The organism is Paracoccus versutus (genome assembly GCF_000763885.1).
In the GTDB taxonomy this organism is placed as follows: Bacteria; Pseudomonadota; Alphaproteobacteria; order Rhodobacterales; family Rhodobacteraceae; genus Paracoccus; species Paracoccus versutus.
Genome location: NZ_JRKO01000012.1, coordinates 43,520 through 60,270, shown reverse-complemented (window position 1 = coordinate 60,270; position 16,751 = coordinate 43,520). Strand labels below are relative to the sequence as shown.

Below are 16,751 nucleotides of genomic sequence, written 5' to 3'. Positions count from 1 at the left end.
TTCTAGCAAGCCGAATCGGCTTTGTCCAGATTTTCTGGACCCGCGCTGCAGGAAGAAAAAAGGAGAGTGCCATGACGGATGACCGCGAGCGGCTGATCGAGGCCGCCCTGTCCCATGTCGTCTTCGAGGGCATGGGGGAAAAGGCCATCGCCGAGGGCGCGCGCGACATCGGCATGAACCCGGCGCTGGCGCGGGTGCATCTGCCGCGCGGCGGCGCGGATCTTGCCGCCGCCTATCACCGCCGGGGCGACCAGGCGCTGCGCGACTGGATGGCCGCGCATCCGCCCGAGGGACGGTTTCGCGACCGCGTCTCGGCGGCGGTGATGCAGCGGCTGTCGCTGAGCAACCGCGAGCTTGCGCGGGCGGGGGCGGCGATCCTGGCCCTGCCGCAGAACGCGGCGCTCGGCGCGCGCTTGGTCTGGGAGACGGCCGATGCGATCTGGGACGGGCTCGGCGACCGCTCCGAGGACGTGAACTGGTATTCCAAGCGCGCGACGCTGTCGGCGGTCTATGGCGCGACGGTGCTTTACTGGCTGGGCGACGATTCGCCCGAGGCCGAGGAGACGCGCCGCTTCCTGGACCGCCGCATCGAGGGCGTGATGCGCTTCGAAAGCCTCAAGGAACGGGTCGGCGGGCTGCCCGGCGTCTCGACCCTGGCCGGGCTTGCGACGGGCTGGATCAGGCGGCCGGAAAATCGCAATCTGCCCGGAGCGTTGCGCGCAAATCCGCGCGCCCGGACGGAAGGAGGCGACGGGTGATTCCCGATGTGATGCAGGCGATCGAGATTTCATCCCCCGGCGGGGCCGAGGTGCTGCGGCCGGTGACGCGGCCGGTTCCGGTGGCCGGGCATGGCCAGATCCTGATCCGCGTCGCCTGGGCGGGGGTGAACCGTCCCGACGTGCTGCAACGCGCCGGCTCCTATGCGCCGCCGCCGGGGGCCTCGGACCTGCCGGGCCTGGAATGCGCCGGCGAGGTGGCGGCCGTCGGCCCAGGCGTCACGCGCTGGAGGCCGGGCGACCGGGTCTGCGCCCTGCTGCCGGGCGGCGGCTATGCGCAATACGCGACCTGCCCGGCAGACCACGCCCTGCCGATTCCGCAGGGCCTGTCGCTGCGCCTGGCCGCCGCATTGCCGGAAACCGCCTTCACCGTCTGGTCCAACGTGGTCATGCGCGGGGCCCTGCAGCCGGGCGAGCGCTTCCTGGTCCATGGCGGCTCCTCGGGCATCGGCACCATGGCGATCCAGATCGCCAGGGCGCTGGGCGCGCGGGTCTGGGCGACGGCGGGCTCGGCCGAGAAATGCGCGGCCTGCGAGCGGCTGGGCGCCACCGCGATCAACTATCGCGAGCAGGATTTCGTCGCCGTGCTGCGCAAGGCCGGCGGCGCCGATCTGATCCTCGACATGGTCGGGGGCGACTATATCGCCCGCAACGTCCGGTGCCTTGCGGATGACGGCCGGCTGGCCATGATCGCCTTCCTTGCCGGTCCCAAGGCCGAGATCAATTTCGCCCAGATCATGGCCCGGCGGCTGTCCGTGACGGGTTCGACCCTGCGCCCGCAATCCGACCTGGCCAAGGCCCGCATCGCAGGCGCGTTGCAGGAACGGCTCTGGCCACTGGTCGAGGCCGGGGCGGTGCGCCCGCTGATCGACAGCACCTTCGCGCTCGCCGAGGCGGCCGAGGCGCATCGCCGCATGGAGGGCAGCGGCCATATCGGCAAGATCCTGTTGCGGGTTTCGGCCGAGGATTGACCGCTCCGGCGGTTTTGGCACGGCCCGGTGCCTCCGGCGGGGATATTTGAAGCACGAAAGAAGCCGTTAACCGAATCGCAAGGATTTTCTGCCAGTTTGGAATCACGGAACAGGCGGGGACGCCGATGGCCGTCACGGAAGAAGCCACACCCCGACCTTCAGCTCCGGCGGGCGGGGTGTGTGCTTTTCTTTCGTGTCTAAATATCCCCGCCGGAGGCATCGCAGCCGTTCCGTCACCGCGGCGCCGGCATCAGGAAGCTGCCCAGGCAATCCCGCCTGGCATCCTCGGCGCAGGCGCGGGGCTGCAGGTCGCGGGTCAGGCAGATGCGGATCTCTTGCAGGGCGCGGGCGCGGCAGGTCACGGTGATGCCGTCGCGCGCCAGGCCGGGATTGGCCTCGATGAAGGCGTCTTCGATCACCTGGGCGGGCAGGGTGACGTCGCGGTCGAGCCGGCGCAGGGTTTCGGGCAGGGCGATCCGGGCGGCGGCCTCGCGGGTCAGGGCGAAGTAGTCCCGCGCCGGCAGGCCCGAGCAGCGCCCGTGCTTCTTCCATTGATGCCAGGCCAGGCCGCCCGTTCCCATCACATCCGCCATGGCGCGGGTTTCGCGGCGCGGGGGGTCGCGGGCCTCGGTCCGGCAATATTCTGGCCAGCCGCGTTCGTATTGCGGCCACAGGCCATGGACGACGAAGCCAAGCTTCCGTCCGCTCGCGCATTGCTCGGCATCGCGCTCGGCGCGGCACCAGCTGGGCGACCAGCTGAGCGACAGGACGTAATAGTCGAACCGTCCCGCGATGTCCTGGGCCAGGGCCGCGGGGGCGAGCAGGAGGAAGGCGATCAGGATGGCCGGTTTCATGGTGGGGAACCTAGCGCCGGTCCTTGCCGCGCGCCACGAATTTCAGGCTTTATTTTGGCCCCTTCCGGCCCTATATAGCCTGTCAATCCCCCGAAAATGGAATGGCACCCCGCCGAAAGCCGTTTTCCCCGGCCGGAAAAGATATTGTTAAGGAGAAGGTCATGAACAAGCCGCTGATGGCCAAGGCCACCGCCGTCTGGCTGGTCGACAACACGACGCTGAGCTTCAAGCAGATCGCCGATTTCTGCGGCATGCACGAGCTTGAGGTCCAGGGCATCGCCGACGGCGACGTGGCGGTCGGCGTCAAGGGCTTCGACCCGGTCGCCTCGAACCAGCTCGACGCCTCCGAGATCGAGAAGGGCCAGAAGAACCCGCTGCACCGGCTGAAGCTCAAGCACAACCCCGCCGCCGAGGGCGAGGAGAAGCGCCGCGGCCCGCGCTATACGCCGCTTTCCAAGCGCCAGGACCGGCCCGCCGCGATCCTGTGGCTGGTCAAGTTCCATCCCGAGCTGGGTGATTCGCAGATATCGAAGCTGGTGGGCACCACCAAGCCGACCATCGCCTCGATCCGCGACCGGACGCATTGGAACATCCAGAACATCCAGCCCATCGACCCCGTGGCACTGGGGCTGTGCCGGCAGTCCGAGCTGGACGCCGCCGTGCAGAAGGCTGCCAAGCGCAAGGCGGCCGAGGGCGGCGCCATGACCGACGACGAGCGTCGCAAGCTGCTTTCGACCGAGACCTCGCTTGCCATGTCGGACGAGCCGCGCCTGCCCAGCTCGATCGCCGGGCTGGAGAATTTCAGCCTCAGCAAGGACGACGACAAGCCCGAGCGGGACGACAACCTGGATGCGGACAGCTTCTTCAACCTGCCCGATGCAGATGACGACGAGGACGAGGATCACTGATCCCGCAAACCCCGGAGCTCGGCTCCGGGGTTTTTTCTGGCCGGTCAGATCGACAGGCAGATATATTTCATCTCCAGGTAATCCTCGATGCCGTGGCGCGAGCCCTCGCGGCCGAGGCCGGATTGCTTGACGCCGCCGAAGGGTGCCACCTCGGTCGAGATGATGCCGGTGTTCACCCCGACGATGCCGTATTCCAGCGCCTCCTGCACGCGGGTGATGCGGCCGATGTCGCGGGCATAGAAATAGGCGGCGAGGCCGAAGATGGTGGCATTGGCGCGCTCGATCGCCTCTTGCTCGGTCTCGAAGCGGAACAGCGGCGCCAGCGGGCCGAAGGTTTCCTCGCTTGCCACCTTCATCCTGTCGGTGATGCCGGTGACGACGGTCGGGTCGAAGAACAGCCCCTCGCGCGGCTTGCCGCCGGTGACGACGGTGGCGCCGCCCTCGACCGCGTCCTGGATATGCTCCTGGACCTTTTCGACCGCGTCCCGGTTGATCAGCGGGCCGGTGGTGACGCCTTCCTCGAGCCCGTCGCCGACGCGCAGCTTGTCGACCGCCGCCGCCAGCCGCCTGGCGAATTCGTCATAGACGCCGGCCTGCACATAGATGCGATTGGCGCAGACGCAGGTCTGGCCGTTGTTGCGGAATTTCGAGGCCATGGCGCCTTCCACCGCCGCATCCAGGTCGGCGTCGTCGAAGACGATGAAGGGCGCGTTGCCGCCGAGTTCCATCGAGCATTTCAGCACCTGGTCCGCGGCCTGGCGCAGCAGGATGCGGCCGACCTCGGTCGAGCCGGTGAAGGTCAGCTTGCGGATCAGCGGGTTCTCGCAGAATTCCTTGCCGATGTCGGAGGAGCGCGACGAGGTCACGATGCTGAACAGCCCCTTGGGCAGGCCGGCGCGTTCCGCGAGCACGGCGAGCGCCAGGGCCGAGAGCGGCGTCTCGGCGGCGGGGCGGCCGACGAAGCCGCAGCCGGCGGCGATGGCCGGGCCGCATTTGCGGGTGATCATCGCATTGGGAAAGTTCCAGGGCGTGATCGAGCCGACCACGCCGATCGGCTGGCGGATCACCGTCAGGCGCTTGTCGGGCTGGTGGCCGGGGATGGTTTCGCCGTAGATGCGCTTGGCCTCTTCGCCGAACCATTCGATGAAGCTGGCGCCATAGGCGATCTCGCCCTTGGCCTCTGGCAGGGGCTTGCCCTGTTCGGCGGTCAGGATCTTGCCCAGGTCGTCCTGGTTCTCCATCATCAGGTCGAACCATTTGCGCATGATCTGGGCGCGTTCCTTGGCGGTGCGGGCGGCCCAGCCCTTCATCGCCTCGGCCGCGGCGGCGATGGCGCGGGCCACCTCGGCGCGGGACAGGTCCGCCACCTCGGCGATCACGTCGCCGCGCGCCGGGTTCACCACCGGAAAGGTCTTGCCGTCATCGGCGTCGATCCATTCGCCGGCGACATAGGCGCGGGTCTGCAAGAGCGAGGGGTCTTTCAGCAGCATCTTCAGGTCGGTCGCATGTCTGGTCATGGCGGGCTCCTTCCGTTCGGGTCGGGTGCAGGCTTGCGCTTTTGCCGGGCCAACGCAAGCCGCAGCTGCCGCGTGCCGGGATCGAGCAATCGTGATGAACCGGATGGCGGGCTGCGGCGTTGCCTTGCCATCGTCAGGTTTTCCCTCTTGGCGTATTCGACTGGGCGGCGTCTCTCTCTGGCGCCGCCCTTTTTCGTCGCTTCTGTTTCGCCGCGGCAGGGATTATTCCCTGGGCAAACCCGGTGATGGGCCGGATTCAGGGTATTTGGAAAACGGTGAAATGCGGGAGCTGGATGAGCTGAAGGCGCTGGGCGATCCCGGCAAGGCGGCCGAGATGGCGGCCTATCACAAGGCGCCGCGCGAATACCTGGGCGTGGCGGTTCCGGTGATCGACGCGCTTGCCCGCAGCTGGCGGGCGGGGCTGGACGTGCCGGGGCGGGTCGATCTGGCGCGGCGGCTTTGGGACAGCGACCTGCACGAGGCGCGCATCGCGGCGGCCAAGCTGCTGACCCAGGCGCGGATCCGGCCCGACGACGCGGCCTGGGATCTGATCGCCGGCTGGGTACCGCAATTCGACGGCTGGGCGATTGCCGATCACGCCATGAAGGCGGGCGAGCGGCGGCTGCTGGCCCGGCCCGAGCGGCTGGACGAGGTCGAGGCCTGGCTGGACCATCCCGGCTTCTGGGTGCGCCGCGCCGCGCTGGTCGGCACGCTGCCCTGGACGCATATCCGCAATCCCAAGCCGCAGGACCTGGAGCGGCGCGAGCGTGTGCTGTCCTGGCTGGACCGGCTGGCCGACGACCGGGAGTGGTTCGTGCAAAAAGCCATCGGCTGGTGGCTGCGCGAACTGTCCAAGCACGACCCCGGCCGCGTGCGCGACTGGCTGGCCGCGCATGGCGCGCGGCTGAAGCCCTTTGCCCGGCGCGAGGCGGGGCGGTGGCTGCCGGAAAACCGCGGCGGGACGGGGCAGGATCGGCCGGGCGGCGATCAGCTGCCATAGACCTCGATCGTGGGCAGGTCGGTCAGGCTGACGCCGATCAGCTGCAATGCCGGCAACGAGACCTGGCTGCCGCCGCTGGCCGGGCCGTCCAGAGGGATCAGCCGCACCTTGGCGGATTTGCCGTTCGCCGGGTTCACGATGCGGCCGTCGGCTTCGGATTTCACCAGCGGGGTCTTGATCCAGAAGCCGGGCTGCGAGGGATCGCCCAGCGAGGCGATGGTGGTGCCGATCCGACGCTCGCCCGTGGCGGGCGGGGCGGCGGCGGCGGCCTTCTGCTCGCGGGTGGTGGTGTCGAACTGCGCCGCCGTGCGCGCCGCGGGCGAGGGGCGCGCGGCCGCGGTCAGCACCGAGCCCGCCGCGGTTCCGGTGCCGGCCGTCGCGCCGCCGCTGCCGGCGGTGGTGCCGGGCGTGCGGGGGGTGGTCTGCGTTGCAGGGGTGCAGGCGGCCAGTGCCAGCAGCGCCAGCGCGCCCAGCAGGCGCAGGATCGGCTTGGTCATCGGCATGCGCTTGTCCTTCATCCTTTTCAGGTCGGGGCGAGGCTAGACCCGGCCGGCCCCTGCTGTCCAGCCGAGCTTCCATTCATGGTTACGAGACCATCAACGGATCGGCCGGCTTGTGCCGATGCCGGCCCGTGCTTATCTTTGCGCCATGGATGTCCAGGCCCCGCTGATAGACCCCTTTGCCAGGCCGATCACCTACCTTCGGGTGTCGGTGACGGACCGTTGCGATTTCCGCTGCACCTATTGCATGGCCGAGCACATGCAGTTCCTGCCCAAGCGCGACCTGCTGACGCTGGAAGAGCTGGACCGGCTGTGTTCCGCCTTCGTGGGCCTGGGCGTGCGCAAGCTGCGCGTCACCGGCGGCGAACCGCTGGTGCGGCGCAACATCATGGAATTCTTCCGCGCCATGTCGCGCCATCTGGGCGCCGGTCCGAATGGTGGGCTGGACGAATTGACGCTGACCACCAACGGCAGCCAGCTGGCGCGATTCGCCGACGAACTGGCCGATTGCGGCGTGCGGCGGGTCAATGTCTCGCTGGATACGCTCGATCCCGACCGTTTCGCCCGCATCACCCGCTGGGGCAGATTGCCGCAGGTGCTGCAGGGGATCGAGGCGGCGAAGGCGGCCGGCATGCGGGTCAAGATCAACACCGTCGCGCTGAAGGGTTTCAACGAGGACGAGCTGTTTCGCCTGGCCGACTGGTGCGCGGACCAGGGCCACGACCTGACCTTCATCGAGGTCATGCCCATGGGCGAGATGGGCGAGGAAGAGCGGCTGGACCAGTATTGGGCGCTGTCCGACCTGCGCGCGCGCCTGGGCGAGCGCTTCACCCTCACGCCGCTAGCCGAGCGCACCGGCGGGCCGGCGCGCTATGTCCGCCTTGAGGAGACCGGGCAGAAGATCGGCTTCATCACGCCGCTGACGCATAATTTCTGCGAAAGCTGCAACCGCGTCCGCATCACCTGCACGGGCGAGCTGTTCATGTGCCTGGGGCAGGAGGATCGCGCCGACCTGCGCGCGCCGCTGCGCGCCAGCCAGGACGACGCCCCGCTGCGCGATGCCATCCGCGAGGCCATCGCCCGCAAGCCCAAGGGCCATGACTTCGACTATTCCCGCCGGCATGTCGCCGGGCAGGTCAGCCGCTTCATGAGCCATACCGGCGGCTAGTAGCTGGCGCCGTCCACCGCCTGGCTGGCCAGTGCGCGCGGGTTGACCCCCGCGAGGCAGTTCACGTTCACCGCCACCATCTCGGCCCCGTCCGGTCCCGTGCCGAAGGCATAGGATTCGACGCCGCAGGTCGGGCAGAAGCGGTGATGGATCTGCTTGCGGTTGAACAGGTATTCCGTCACCGGCCCGTCGCTGGTCAGGCGGAAATCCGCCCTGGGCACGAAGGTCAGCACGAAGCCCAGCCGCTGGCAGCGCGAGCAGTTGCAGGTGAAGGTCTGGTCCAGATCGGCATCCACCTCATAGGCGATGCTGCCGCATTGGCAGCTGCCTTGGTAGTGCTGTCGGGTCATGGTTTGCCTCCCGTTTTGCGACTCGGGTGCATGGTGGGGCAGGGCGGCGGGCATCGCAAGCGGAAATGTTCCCGAGTTGTTCCGTTTCGGGTTGCCATTTCGCTGCGGATGCCTATCTCATGCGCTTGGCGGAATCAGGACGTGATCAGGACTGGCGCGATGGAACAGAAGTTCATCGAGGTTCGCGGCGCGCGCGAGCATAATCTGAAGAACGTGGACATGGACATTCCGCGCGACCAGCTGGTGGTCATCACCGGGCTGTCGGGTTCGGGCAAGTCCAGCCTTGCCTTCGACACCATCTATGCCGAGGGGCAGCGGCGCTATGTCGAAAGCCTGTCGGCCTATGCCCGGCAGTTCCTGGACATGATGGGCAAGCCGGACGTGGACCATATCTCGGGCCTGTCGCCGGCGATCTCGATCGAACAGAAGACGACCAGCAAGAACCCGCGCTCGACCGTCGGCACGGTGACGGAAATCTACGACTACCTGCGGCTGCTCTTTGCCCGCGCCGGGACGCCCTATTCCCCGGCGACCGGCCTGCCGATCGAGGCGCAGCAGGTCCAGGACATGGTGGACCGGGTGATGGAACTGCCCGAGGGCACGCGCGCCTATCTGCTGGCGCCCATCGTCCGCGACCGCAAGGGCGAATATCGCAAGGAATTCCTGGAACTGCGCAAGCAGGGCTTCCAGCGCGTCAAGGTGAACGGCCAGTTCCACGAGCTGGACGAGCCGCCGACCTTGGACAAGAAGTTTCGCCACAATATCGACGTGGTGGTGGACCGCATCGTCGTGCGCGAAGGCATGGAGACGCGGCTGGCCGACAGTTTCCGCACCGCGCTGGACCTGGCCGACGGCATCGCCGTGCTGGAGACCGCGCCGTCCGAAGGCGAGCCCGAGCGCATCACCTTCTCCGAGAATTTCGCCTGCCCGGTCAGCGGCTTCACCATCCCCGAGATCGAGCCGCGGCTGTTTTCCTTCAACGCGCCCTTCGGCGCCTGCCCGGTCTGCGACGGGCTGGGGGTCGAGCTGTTCTTCGACGAGCGGCTGATCGTGCCCGATTCGGCGCTGTCGGTGGCGCAGGGGGCCATCGCGCCCTGGGCCAAGTCGAAATCGGCCTATCTGACCCAGACCGTCAACGCGCTGGCCCGGCATTACGGCTTCGACAAGAAGACCCCCTGGAAGGATCTGCCGGAATCGGTGCGCCAGATGTTCCTGCGCGGCTCGGGGCAGGACGAGATCCCGTTCCGCTTCGACGATGCCGGCCGCATCTACGAGGTGACGCGCCAGTTCGAGGGCGTGATCCCCAACATGGAGCGGCGGCTGCGCGAAAGCGACAGCGCCTGGGTGCGCGAGGAGTTCGAGAAATACCAGAACAACCGCCCCTGCGGCGCCTGCGACGGCTATCGGCTGAAGCCCGAGGCGCTGGCGGTCAGGATCGCCGGCAGCCATATCGGCAATGTCACCGAACTGTCGATCCGCGAGGCGCTGGCCTGGATCGAGGCGGCGCCCAAACACCTGACGAAGCAGAAGAACGAGATCGCCGCCGCCATCCTCAAGGAAATCCGCGAGCGGCTGGGTTTCCTGGTCAATGTCGGCCTGGATTACCTGACGCTGTCGCGCGCGGCCGGCACGCTGTCGGGCGGCGAAAGCCAGCGCATCCGCCTGGCCAGCCAGATCGGCTCGGGCCTGACCGGGGTGCTTTACGTGCTGGACGAGCCCAGCATCGGCTTGCACCAGCGTGACAACGACCGGCTGCTCTCGACGCTCAAGGGGCTGCGCGACCAGGGCAATTCGGTGGTGGTGGTCGAACATGACGAGGATGCGATCCGCCATGCCGACTATGTCTTCGACATGGGGCCGGGCGCGGGGGTGCATGGCGGCCAGGTGGTCGCCCGCGGCACCCCGGCCGAGATCGCCGCCGATCCCTGCAGCCTGACCGGGCAATACCTGTCCGGCGCGCGCGAGATCGCTGTGCCGTCGGAACGCCGCAAGGGCAATGGCAAGGCGATCAAGGTGGTCGGCGCCACCGGCAACAACCTCAAGAACGTCACCGCCGAGTTCCCCCTGGGCAAGTTCGTCTGCGTCACCGGCGTCTCGGGCGGCGGCAAGTCCACCCTGACCATCGAGACCCTGTTCAAGACCGCCAGCCTGCGGCTGAACGGCGCGCGCCAGACCCCGGCCCCCTGCGAGACCATCAAGGGGCTCGAGCATCTGGACAAGGTGATCGACATCGACCAGCGCCCCATCGGGCGCACGCCGCGGTCGAACCCGGCGACCTATACCGGCGCCTTCACCCCGATCCGCGACTGGTTCGCCGGCCTGCCCGAGGCCAAGGCGCGCGGCTACAAGCCCGGCCGCTTCAGCTTCAACGTCAAGGGCGGCCGCTGCGAGGCCTGCCAGGGCGACGGCGTCATCAAGATCGAGATGCATTTCCTGCCCGACGTCTATGTCACCTGCGAAACCTGCAAGGGCAAGCGCTACAACCGCGAGACGCTGGAAGTGACCTTCAAGGGCAAGTCCATCGCCGACGTGCTGGACATGACGGTCGAGGATGCGCAGGAATTCTTCAAGGCCGTGCCCTCGATTCGCGAAAAGATGGACGCGCTGGTCGAGGTTGGCCTGGGCTATATCAAGGTCGGCCAGCAGGCCACGACGCTGTCGGGCGGCGAGGCGCAGCGGGTCAAGCTGTCCAAGGAACTGTCGCGCCGCGCCACCGGCAAGACACTGTATATCCTGGACGAGCCGACCACGGGGCTGCATTTCGAGGATGTGCGCAAGCTGCTGGAAGTGCTGCATTCCCTGGTCGAGCAGGGCAATACGGTGGTGGTGATCGAACATAACCTGGACGTCATCAAGACCGCCGACTGGATCATCGACATCGGCCCCGAGGGCGGCGACGGCGGCGGCCGCATCGTCGCCACCGGCACGCCCGAGGCCGTGGCCGAGGTCGAGGCCAGCCATACCGGCCGCTATCTGGCGCCCATGCTGGCTGCGGCGCGCAGCCGCGCCGCGGAATAGGCGCGGCCGCAGGCCAAGGGGCTACATCGTATCTGCGGGCTCGACACCGGCTGGCGGCGCGGGCCGCGGCCAAAGGGGCTATGCGACCTCGGCGCGACCCGGTGCGGCTTGACCGAATATGGCACGATCCTGCCCCCCTGCCGTCGGCCGGCACGCCGCCTTGCGGCGATGATCGCCGGCCGGCCCGGCCGGGCAAAATGCGTTCCCCTGGCTGCTGCCGCTTTTTCGATCTGGTCAGGCGTTCGATTTTCGCGTTATCTCTATTTTGCCTGCATCTGTCTTTAGGCTTGATTTCGATCAAGCGGGGCGGATGCAGGGTTTCTCCAGTGTTTTCATCCGGCGCAGCGCACCGGATGAACCCGGTAACGAACGCAAAAGGAGCGCGAATTGCCTGTTACGACTGTTAACCTCATGTGGATCGGCAACCGGTCCCTGCTCGATCCCACCCCCTCCAGCAACATCAACCAGGACCAGGCCAATGCGATCGTCGGCTGGGAGGTCGAGGGCCGCGAGGAAATCGCGCCCCTCGCCTTGACCGGCGATTACTTCGGCTCAGGCGGCAACAGAACCTTCAGAACCAGCTATCAGTCGGGTTTTCTGCAACCTGCCAGCCGGTTTTCCTATACCGACCCGGATGGCAGCCCGCAAAGCGCCGTCACCCTCAACACCTTTCTCAGCGCTCGCTTTGCTGTTACCGTGCATGATGAGGATGGCGGTGCCAGCGTGGTGGAACTGAACGGCATCCTCATGCAGATGAGCAATGGCGATCTGTTCGTCCGTCCATCGACGGACACGGCGGCTGCCTGGAGCGCCCATGCCCGCATCTCCAAGATCGAGATCTTGGGCGTGACCCGCTTGTCGGGCGACACGGGCGTCGCCACCATCGGCTTCAGCGCCGAGATCTTCGAGGCCGAGATCGTCTGCTTCACCCGCGGCACGCTGATCGAATGCGCCGGGGGGCTGCGGCCGGTCGAAAGCCTGCGCATCGGCGACCTGGTGCGGACGCTGGACAACGGGCTGAAACCGCTGCGCTGGATCGCCTCGCGCCGGCTGGGCCGGGAACTGGCGGCCACGCCCAAGCTGCGCCCGATTCGTATCCGCGCCGGGGCGTTGGGGCAGGGCGTGCCTTCGGCCGACCTGCTGGTCTCGCCGCAGCATCGCATCCTGGTGCGCTCCAGGGTGGCGATGCGGCTGTTCGGCTGTGCCGAAGTGCTGGTCGCGGCCAAGCAGCTGCTGATGCTGGACGGGGTGGACATCGCCCAGGATCTGGAGGTGGTGGAATATTTCCACTTCGCCTTCGACCGGCACGAGGTCGTCTTTGCCAACGGGGCCGAGGCGGAATCGCTTTACCCCGGCGCGCAGGCGCTGAAAGCCATCGGCCGCAGCGCCCGCGAAGAGCTGTTTGCGCTTTTCCCCGCCCTGCGCGAGCCGGTCGCCCCGCCGGTCGCCGCGCGCGAGATCGTCTCGGGCCGGCAGGGCCGCAGGCTGGCGCTGCGCCATCTGCGCAACGGCCGCCCGCTGGTCGCCGAGGCTGCCGGGCTGCATTGACGCCGCGAAACCGCGATGCAGGCCGTCCCGCCCGCCTGCATCGCCCGCCTTGCGCCGGGGGTGCTTTCTTCCGCCCCTGGCGCGGGCTAAGGTCGCGCCATGACGCAGAATGCCCTGACACCCGAAACCATAGCCGGCCTGTTCACCCGCGACGGGCGCTATCTTTGTGCGCGCTGGGGCCGGCCGGTGGCGCCGGTCATCTTCGGCCTGGCCGATGAAAGCCTGGCGGTGTTTCGCGACGCCACCCGCGCCGTCCTGGCCCATGCCCGCCATCCCATCGCCGAGACCGACCCCGAGATGGGGGCGAACATGATGACCTTTTTCCTGCGCGGCTGGCAGGAATTGCGGGATCTGCCGGATCTCGACCGGCTGACCGGCCAGCCCGGTCTGGCGGCGCGGTTGCAGGGCAGCGATGCCGACCAGTATCGGCTGTTCCGCTTTGACGCCGACGGCGCCATCCGCGCCTGCATCGGTTTCGTGAACATGGGCGGACGGCTGGCCGGGGCCCATCCGGGCCAGCTTGCCGAAACCGTCGCCGTGCGGGCCATGCTGAGCTTTGCCCGCGACGTCACGCCCTCGCCGGAGCTGGCGGCGCTGATCCGGGCCGCCTATGACCCGGTGATGCCGCCCGCGGCGACCGATCCCTCGCATGCGCTGCGGCTGGCGGCGCGTCTGCCGCAGTGACGGCCCTGGGTCACGGGATCAGGACGACGGATCCTGTGGTCCTGTGGTCCTGTGGTCCTGTGGTCCTGCGGGCCTGCGGGCCTCGGCATCGGCCTGGGCCAGGGCGGCTTGCGCCAGCCGATAGGTCCGGGGCTCCGCGGCCCGGGGATGCCCCTCCTGCAGGGCCGCGAACAGCCGCCCGGCCGCCGCCTCGTATTCCGCCCGATCCGCCGTGCAATGCGCGATCGAGGGCCAGGGCAACTATCGCCTGAGAAGGCTGGGTGCGATCCGCTTCGGGCTTTATGCCGCGCCGGACCATGTGCGGCGGCACGGCGCCCCCGAGAGGCCCGAGGATCTGCACCGGCACCCGGTCATCGGCTGGACCGAGGATCTGGCCTATCTGGCCATGGCGAACTGGTTGGAGAGCTATTGTCCGGGGCTTCGCCCATGCTTGCGGCTGGCCCCCTTCGCCGCCCAGTTCCAGGCGGTGCGCAAGGGCGCCGGCTGGGCGGTGCTGCCCGACTTCGCCGCCCGCCGCGCCGGTTTGGTGCCGGCATTGCCGTGCGTGTTCCGCCCGGAGTCCGAACTCTGGCTGCTGACCCATGGCCAGTCCGGCGCTCTCCAGCGGGTCAGGCGGGTGCGCGACTGCGTCGCAGCGGCGATAACGGAGGAGTTGGCGGCCAAAAGCGATGCCGGCCGCGCCTAGCCCGAGTTTCGGACATGGGCTTGGTCAGGCGGACAGGCGTTCGGTGATGCCGAAAGCGGCCGAGTTGTGACCATAGGCCCGCGGGCGGCGGATGCGGATGTCGGTCCTCAGCAGGTCCACCACGTCCTCGAGCCGCACGGTCGGCGGGAAGACCCGGTCATAGCCCATCTCGAGGAAGCGCTGCTCGACCTCGGCGAAGGCGCGCTTGCCGATCACCAGGTTGCCGCCGACGTAAAGCAGGATCTCGCCCAGCCCGCGCTCCGCGCAGCGGGCGCGCAGGCCCTGGCAGTCGATCTCGCCATGGCCATAGATCGACGAGACCAGGATGGCGTCGGCCTTTTCCTCGATGGCGGCCTGGATGAACTCGTCCTGGCTGACCATGGCGCCCAGGTTCACCACCTCGATGCCGTTTCGGCCCAGCACCGCCGCGATGATCTTGTTGTCGACCGCGTGGCAATCGGCGCCGATGACCCCAGGATGACCCGGTATTCCGAGACCGCCTCCAGCATGGTTCCTCTCCTTCGCAATGAACCTGCGAAAAGGGGCAGGGGAATCGCTCCCCTCCGGTCAAGTTTTGTGAAGTGATGTGATTAATAGATAAATACCCCTTATCTGTTTCCGGCAGGGGGTGGCCGCCGGCCGGACCTTGACCGGGGGCGTCAGGCCGGGTCGCCGGGTTCCAGATAGGGCAAGAAGGCCTCGACCAGCGCGGGCGGTATTCTCGCCGGTTTCATGGACTTGTTGATATGTACCAATTCAATCTCGATCCGCGCCAGCACCTGGCTTTCCCTGCGAAAGACATGCCGGATGCGCACGCCTGCGCCCCTGATGGAAATCACCGACGTCGCGCAAACGATCAGGTCGTCGAGGCATGCCGGCCTTTGCCAGGCAATATCGGCATTTCGTGCCACGAACTGCTCTCCGTCCGGGCTGACGAGGGGGTATCCGACATGCCTCAGCAATTCGGAGCGGCTTCGCTCGGCAAATTCAAGGTATCTGGAATGATAGACGATGCCGCCGGCATCCGTATCCGCATAGTAAACGCGATAAGCCTGCGTGAATGCAGGGCCATCTTGAAAGGGTGGGTTCAGCTGCATCCCAGGCTTCCTCGCTTCTGCCGGCCTTGGTCGCGGCCGTGACGCCCCGGCCGGAACTGTTCCATTGCTTCGCAACCCTATCAAGCCCTCGCCCCTTTCGCATGGGGGTCGCGCCCGGCTTCTGCGCCCGCCATGAACAGTCGATCAAGAGCGCATGAAGGGGATCGCGTTCCCGGTCATCGGCCGGGGCCTTGGCGGGAGATTCACCCATGCAGGCCGGTTATCGCCCTTGGCCTGCGGCCGATATTCGGGGCCGCGACCCCTTCCCGCAACGGCGGCGCGCCGGTCCTTGCCCTGCATTCCGATGCGCCGCGGCCGAATCGCCGTCCTTGCCGCCCGCCCGGCGCGGACCCCGCGCCCCTCCGCCAGGCGGGGGTGCGGCGGCAGGCCCGATCTCGCGGGCAATTGACGCAGAATTGACGCGCCACGGGGTTGCTCCGCTGGGCGGTTCTGCTAACTCCGGCCCAGCAGAAGCCGCATCCCAGCGGCCCAAAGGACAGGCCGAATTTCATGGAACAACTCGCCGGAGCCGGGCAGCCGGTCGATTTCTCGCTTATCGCGCTGTTCGCGCGCGCCTCGCTGACGGTGCAGATCGTCATGGTGATCCTGATCCTGGCCTCGTTCTGGGCCTGGGCGATCATCATCCAGAAGTTCGTCGCCTTCAACGCCGCCCGGCGCGAGGCGGACCGCTTCGACCGCGCCTTCTGGTCGGGCCAGCCGCTGGACGACCTCTACGACCGCATCGGCGAGACGCCCTCGGGCCCGGCCGAGCGCATCTTTTCCGCGGGCATGGCCGAATGGCGCCGCAGCCATCGCGACGACGGCAACCTGATCGCCGGCGTCACCGCGCGCATCGATCGCGCCATGAACGTCACCATCAACCGCGAGAACGACCGCCTGACCCGCGGCCTGCCCTTCCTGGCCACGGTGGGCTCGACCGCGCCCTTCATCGGCCTGTTCGGCACGGTCTGGGGCATCAAGACCGCCTTCGAGGAGATCGCGATCTCGCAGAACACCTCGCTTGCCGTGGTGGCGCCGGGCATCGCCGAGGCGCTGGTGGCGACCGCGCTTGGCCTGCTTGCGGCGATTCCGGCGGTGATCTTCTACAACAAGCTCAGCTCGGATGCCGACCGCATCACCGGGGGATACGAGACCTTCGCCGACGAGTTCTCGACCATCCTCTCGCGCCAGCTGGACGACGAATAAGATGGGCGCGGGGATCGTCAAGCGGGGCCGCAACGGCAAGGGCCGCGCCCGCAGCCAGCCGATGGCGGAAATCAACGTCACGCCCTTCGTGGACGTGATGCTGGTGCTGCTGATCATCTTCATGGTGGCGGCGCCGCTTCTGACCGTGGGCGTGCCCCTGGAACTGCCCAAGACCGCCGCCCAGGCCGTGCCCGCCGAGCCCGAGGAGCCGCTGAGCGTCTCGGTCACGCCCGAGGGGCCGATCCTGGTCATGACCACCGAAGTCCCCGAAAACGAGCTTGTCACCCGGCTGCGCGCCGTCGCCGCTGAGCGGCAGAGCGACAAGATCTACCTGCGTGCCGACGGCGCCATCCCCTATGCCCGGATCATGGAGGTCATGGGGGCGCTGAACGCGGCCGGCTTCAACAACATCGTCCTCGTGACCGAGGCGGGTGGGCCGCGCATGGACGCGGGATCGGACGGCTGAGCC

17 protein-coding genes are annotated in these 16,751 nt (G+C 67.8%); 11 read left to right on the top strand and 6 right to left on the bottom strand.

Features of this window, described 5'->3' with window-relative positions:
* The first annotated feature begins 71 nt into the window (after window positions 1-71).
* Window positions 72-758: a COQ9 family protein gene (locus tag IT40_RS07000; protein ID WP_036752297.1), complete on the top strand. Its 687-nt coding sequence runs from the start codon at window positions 72-74 to the stop codon at window positions 756-758.
* An 11-nt stretch (window positions 759-769) separates the two neighbouring features.
* Entirely contained in the window at window positions 770-1,747 is a 978-nt protein-coding gene (locus IT40_RS06995; protein ID WP_036752294.1) for an NAD(P)H-quinone oxidoreductase, read from the top strand.
* A gap of 233 nt (window positions 1,748-1,980) precedes the next feature.
* Here IT40_RS06995 and IT40_RS06990 read toward each other — a convergent pair whose 3' ends face one another.
* Window positions 1,981-2,601: a ribonuclease T2 family protein gene (locus IT40_RS06990; protein WP_036752293.1), complete on the bottom strand. Its 621-nt coding sequence runs from the start codon at window positions 2,599-2,601 to the stop codon at window positions 1,981-1,983.
* Between the two features lie 161 nt (window positions 2,602-2,762).
* On the opposite strand from IT40_RS06990, the gene IT40_RS06985 reads away from it, so the two are divergent.
* Window positions 2,763-3,509 (top strand): DUF1013 domain-containing protein, encoded by a 747-nt coding sequence (locus tag IT40_RS06985; protein ID WP_036752291.1) that lies wholly within the window; start codon window positions 2,763-2,765, stop codon window positions 3,507-3,509.
* A 44-nt stretch (window positions 3,510-3,553) separates the two neighbouring features.
* Here IT40_RS06985 and IT40_RS06980 read toward each other — a convergent pair whose 3' ends face one another.
* Window positions 3,554-5,026, bottom strand: a complete 1,473-nt coding sequence (locus tag IT40_RS06980; RefSeq protein WP_036752289.1) for an NAD-dependent succinate-semialdehyde dehydrogenase — start codon at window positions 5,024-5,026, stop codon at window positions 3,554-3,556.
* Between the two features lie 280 nt (window positions 5,027-5,306).
* Between IT40_RS06980 and IT40_RS06975 the strand changes: the two genes are divergently transcribed.
* The gene (locus IT40_RS06975) at window positions 5,307-6,026 is read left to right on the top strand and encodes a DNA alkylation repair protein (RefSeq protein ID WP_036752287.1); all 720 of its coding nucleotides are present in this window, start codon (window positions 5,307-5,309) and stop codon (window positions 6,024-6,026) included.
* Here IT40_RS06975 and IT40_RS06970 read toward each other — a convergent pair.
* Entirely contained in the window at window positions 6,014-6,523 is a 510-nt protein-coding gene (locus IT40_RS06970; RefSeq protein WP_036752421.1) for a hypothetical protein, read from the bottom strand. The two genes, IT40_RS06975 and IT40_RS06970, sit on opposite strands and share 13 nt — an antisense overlap.
* A gap of 124 nt (window positions 6,524-6,647) precedes the next feature.
* Between IT40_RS06970 and moaA the strand changes: the two genes are divergently transcribed.
* Window positions 6,648-7,694, top strand: a complete 1,047-nt coding sequence (gene moaA / locus IT40_RS06965) for a GTP 3',8-cyclase MoaA (protein ID WP_052095771.1) — start codon at window positions 6,648-6,650, stop codon at window positions 7,692-7,694.
* Here moaA and IT40_RS06960 read toward each other — a convergent pair.
* On the bottom strand, window positions 7,691-8,044 hold the full coding sequence (locus IT40_RS06960) for a GFA family protein (protein WP_036752283.1): 354 nt from the start codon (window positions 8,042-8,044) through the stop codon (window positions 7,691-7,693). The genes moaA and IT40_RS06960 overlap by 4 nt on opposite strands.
* A gap of 159 nt (window positions 8,045-8,203) precedes the next feature.
* On the opposite strand from IT40_RS06960, the gene uvrA reads away from it, so the two are divergent.
* The 4 genes from uvrA (at window position 8,204) to IT40_RS06940 (ending at window position 13,979) form a co-directional block, all read left to right on the top strand.
* Complete coding sequence (gene uvrA / locus IT40_RS06955) at window positions 8,204-11,062, top strand: excinuclease ABC subunit UvrA (protein ID WP_036752281.1); 2,859 nt, start codon at window positions 8,204-8,206, stop codon at window positions 11,060-11,062.
* Between the two features lie 387 nt (window positions 11,063-11,449).
* Window positions 11,450-12,610 (top strand): Hint domain-containing protein, encoded by a 1,161-nt coding sequence (locus tag IT40_RS06950; protein WP_243700149.1) that lies wholly within the window; start codon window positions 11,450-11,452, stop codon window positions 12,608-12,610.
* Between the two features lie 99 nt (window positions 12,611-12,709).
* Window positions 12,710-13,294 (top strand): hypothetical protein, encoded by a 585-nt coding sequence (locus IT40_RS06945; protein ID WP_084196886.1) that lies wholly within the window; start codon window positions 12,710-12,712, stop codon window positions 13,292-13,294.
* Between the two features lie 211 nt (window positions 13,295-13,505).
* Window positions 13,506-13,979 (top strand): LysR substrate-binding domain-containing protein, encoded by a 474-nt coding sequence (locus IT40_RS06940; protein WP_052095770.1) that lies wholly within the window; start codon window positions 13,506-13,508, stop codon window positions 13,977-13,979.
* Window positions 13,980-14,003: 24 nt separating this feature from the next.
* Here IT40_RS06940 and glmS read toward each other — a convergent pair whose 3' ends face one another.
* Both glmS and IT40_RS06930 read right to left on the bottom strand, forming a co-directional pair.
* A complete protein-coding gene (gene glmS / locus IT40_RS06935) occupies window positions 14,004-14,447 on the bottom strand; it encodes a methylaspartate mutase subunit S (RefSeq protein ID WP_275600391.1) in 444 nt (147 codons plus the stop codon).
* A 191-nt stretch (window positions 14,448-14,638) separates the two neighbouring features.
* On the bottom strand, window positions 14,639-15,076 hold the full coding sequence (locus IT40_RS06930) for a YbgC/FadM family acyl-CoA thioesterase (RefSeq protein WP_036752279.1): 438 nt from the start codon (window positions 15,074-15,076) through the stop codon (window positions 14,639-14,641).
* 510 nt (window positions 15,077-15,586) lie between these two features.
* Between IT40_RS06930 and tolQ the strand changes: the two genes are divergently transcribed.
* Together tolQ and IT40_RS06920 are read left to right on the top strand one after the other, a co-directional pair.
* Window positions 15,587-16,282 (top strand): protein TolQ, encoded by a 696-nt coding sequence (gene tolQ, locus IT40_RS06925; protein ID WP_036752275.1) that lies wholly within the window; start codon window positions 15,587-15,589, stop codon window positions 16,280-16,282.
* Window position 16,283: 1 nt separating this feature from the next.
* Window positions 16,284-16,748, top strand: a complete 465-nt coding sequence (locus tag IT40_RS06920; protein WP_036752272.1) for an ExbD/TolR family protein — start codon at window positions 16,284-16,286, stop codon at window positions 16,746-16,748.
* Window positions 16,749-16,751: the final 3 nt, after the last annotated feature.

Excerpts from the sequence above, each read along its gene's own strand:
- IT40_RS07000 (WP_036752297.1), top strand. The coding sequence starts at position 72 with ATGACGGATGACCGCGAGCGGCTGATCGAGGCCGCCCTGTCCCATGTC.
- IT40_RS06995 (WP_036752294.1), top strand. The coding sequence starts at position 770 with ATGCAGGCGATCGAGATTTCATCCCCCGGCGGGGCCGAGGTGCTGCGG.
- IT40_RS06990 (WP_036752293.1), bottom strand. The coding sequence starts at position 2,601 with ATGAAACCGGCCATCCTGATCGCCTTCCTCCTGCTCGCCCCCGCGGCC.
- IT40_RS06985 (WP_036752291.1), top strand. The coding sequence starts at position 2,763 with ATGAACAAGCCGCTGATGGCCAAGGCCACCGCCGTCTGGCTGGTCGAC.
- IT40_RS06980 (WP_036752289.1), bottom strand. The coding sequence starts at position 5,026 with ATGACCAGACATGCGACCGACCTGAAGATGCTGCTGAAAGACCCCTCG.
- IT40_RS06975 (WP_036752287.1), top strand. The coding sequence starts at position 5,307 with ATGCGGGAGCTGGATGAGCTGAAGGCGCTGGGCGATCCCGGCAAGGCG.
- IT40_RS06970 (WP_036752421.1), bottom strand. The coding sequence starts at position 6,523 with ATGACCAAGCCGATCCTGCGCCTGCTGGGCGCGCTGGCGCTGCTGGCA.
- moaA (WP_052095771.1), top strand. The coding sequence starts at position 6,648 with ATGCCGGCCCGTGCTTATCTTTGCGCCATGGATGTCCAGGCCCCGCTG.
- IT40_RS06960 (WP_036752283.1), bottom strand. The coding sequence starts at position 8,044 with ATGACCCGACAGCACTACCAAGGCAGCTGCCAATGCGGCAGCATCGCC.
- uvrA (WP_036752281.1), top strand. The coding sequence starts at position 8,204 with ATGGAACAGAAGTTCATCGAGGTTCGCGGCGCGCGCGAGCATAATCTG.
- IT40_RS06945 (WP_084196886.1), top strand. The coding sequence starts at position 12,710 with ATGACGCAGAATGCCCTGACACCCGAAACCATAGCCGGCCTGTTCACC.
- IT40_RS06930 (WP_036752279.1), bottom strand. The coding sequence starts at position 15,076 with ATGCAGCTGAACCCACCCTTTCAAGATGGCCCTGCATTCACGCAGGCT.
- tolQ (WP_036752275.1), top strand. The coding sequence starts at position 15,587 with ATGGAACAACTCGCCGGAGCCGGGCAGCCGGTCGATTTCTCGCTTATC.
- IT40_RS06920 (WP_036752272.1), top strand. The coding sequence starts at position 16,284 with ATGGGCGCGGGGATCGTCAAGCGGGGCCGCAACGGCAAGGGCCGCGCC.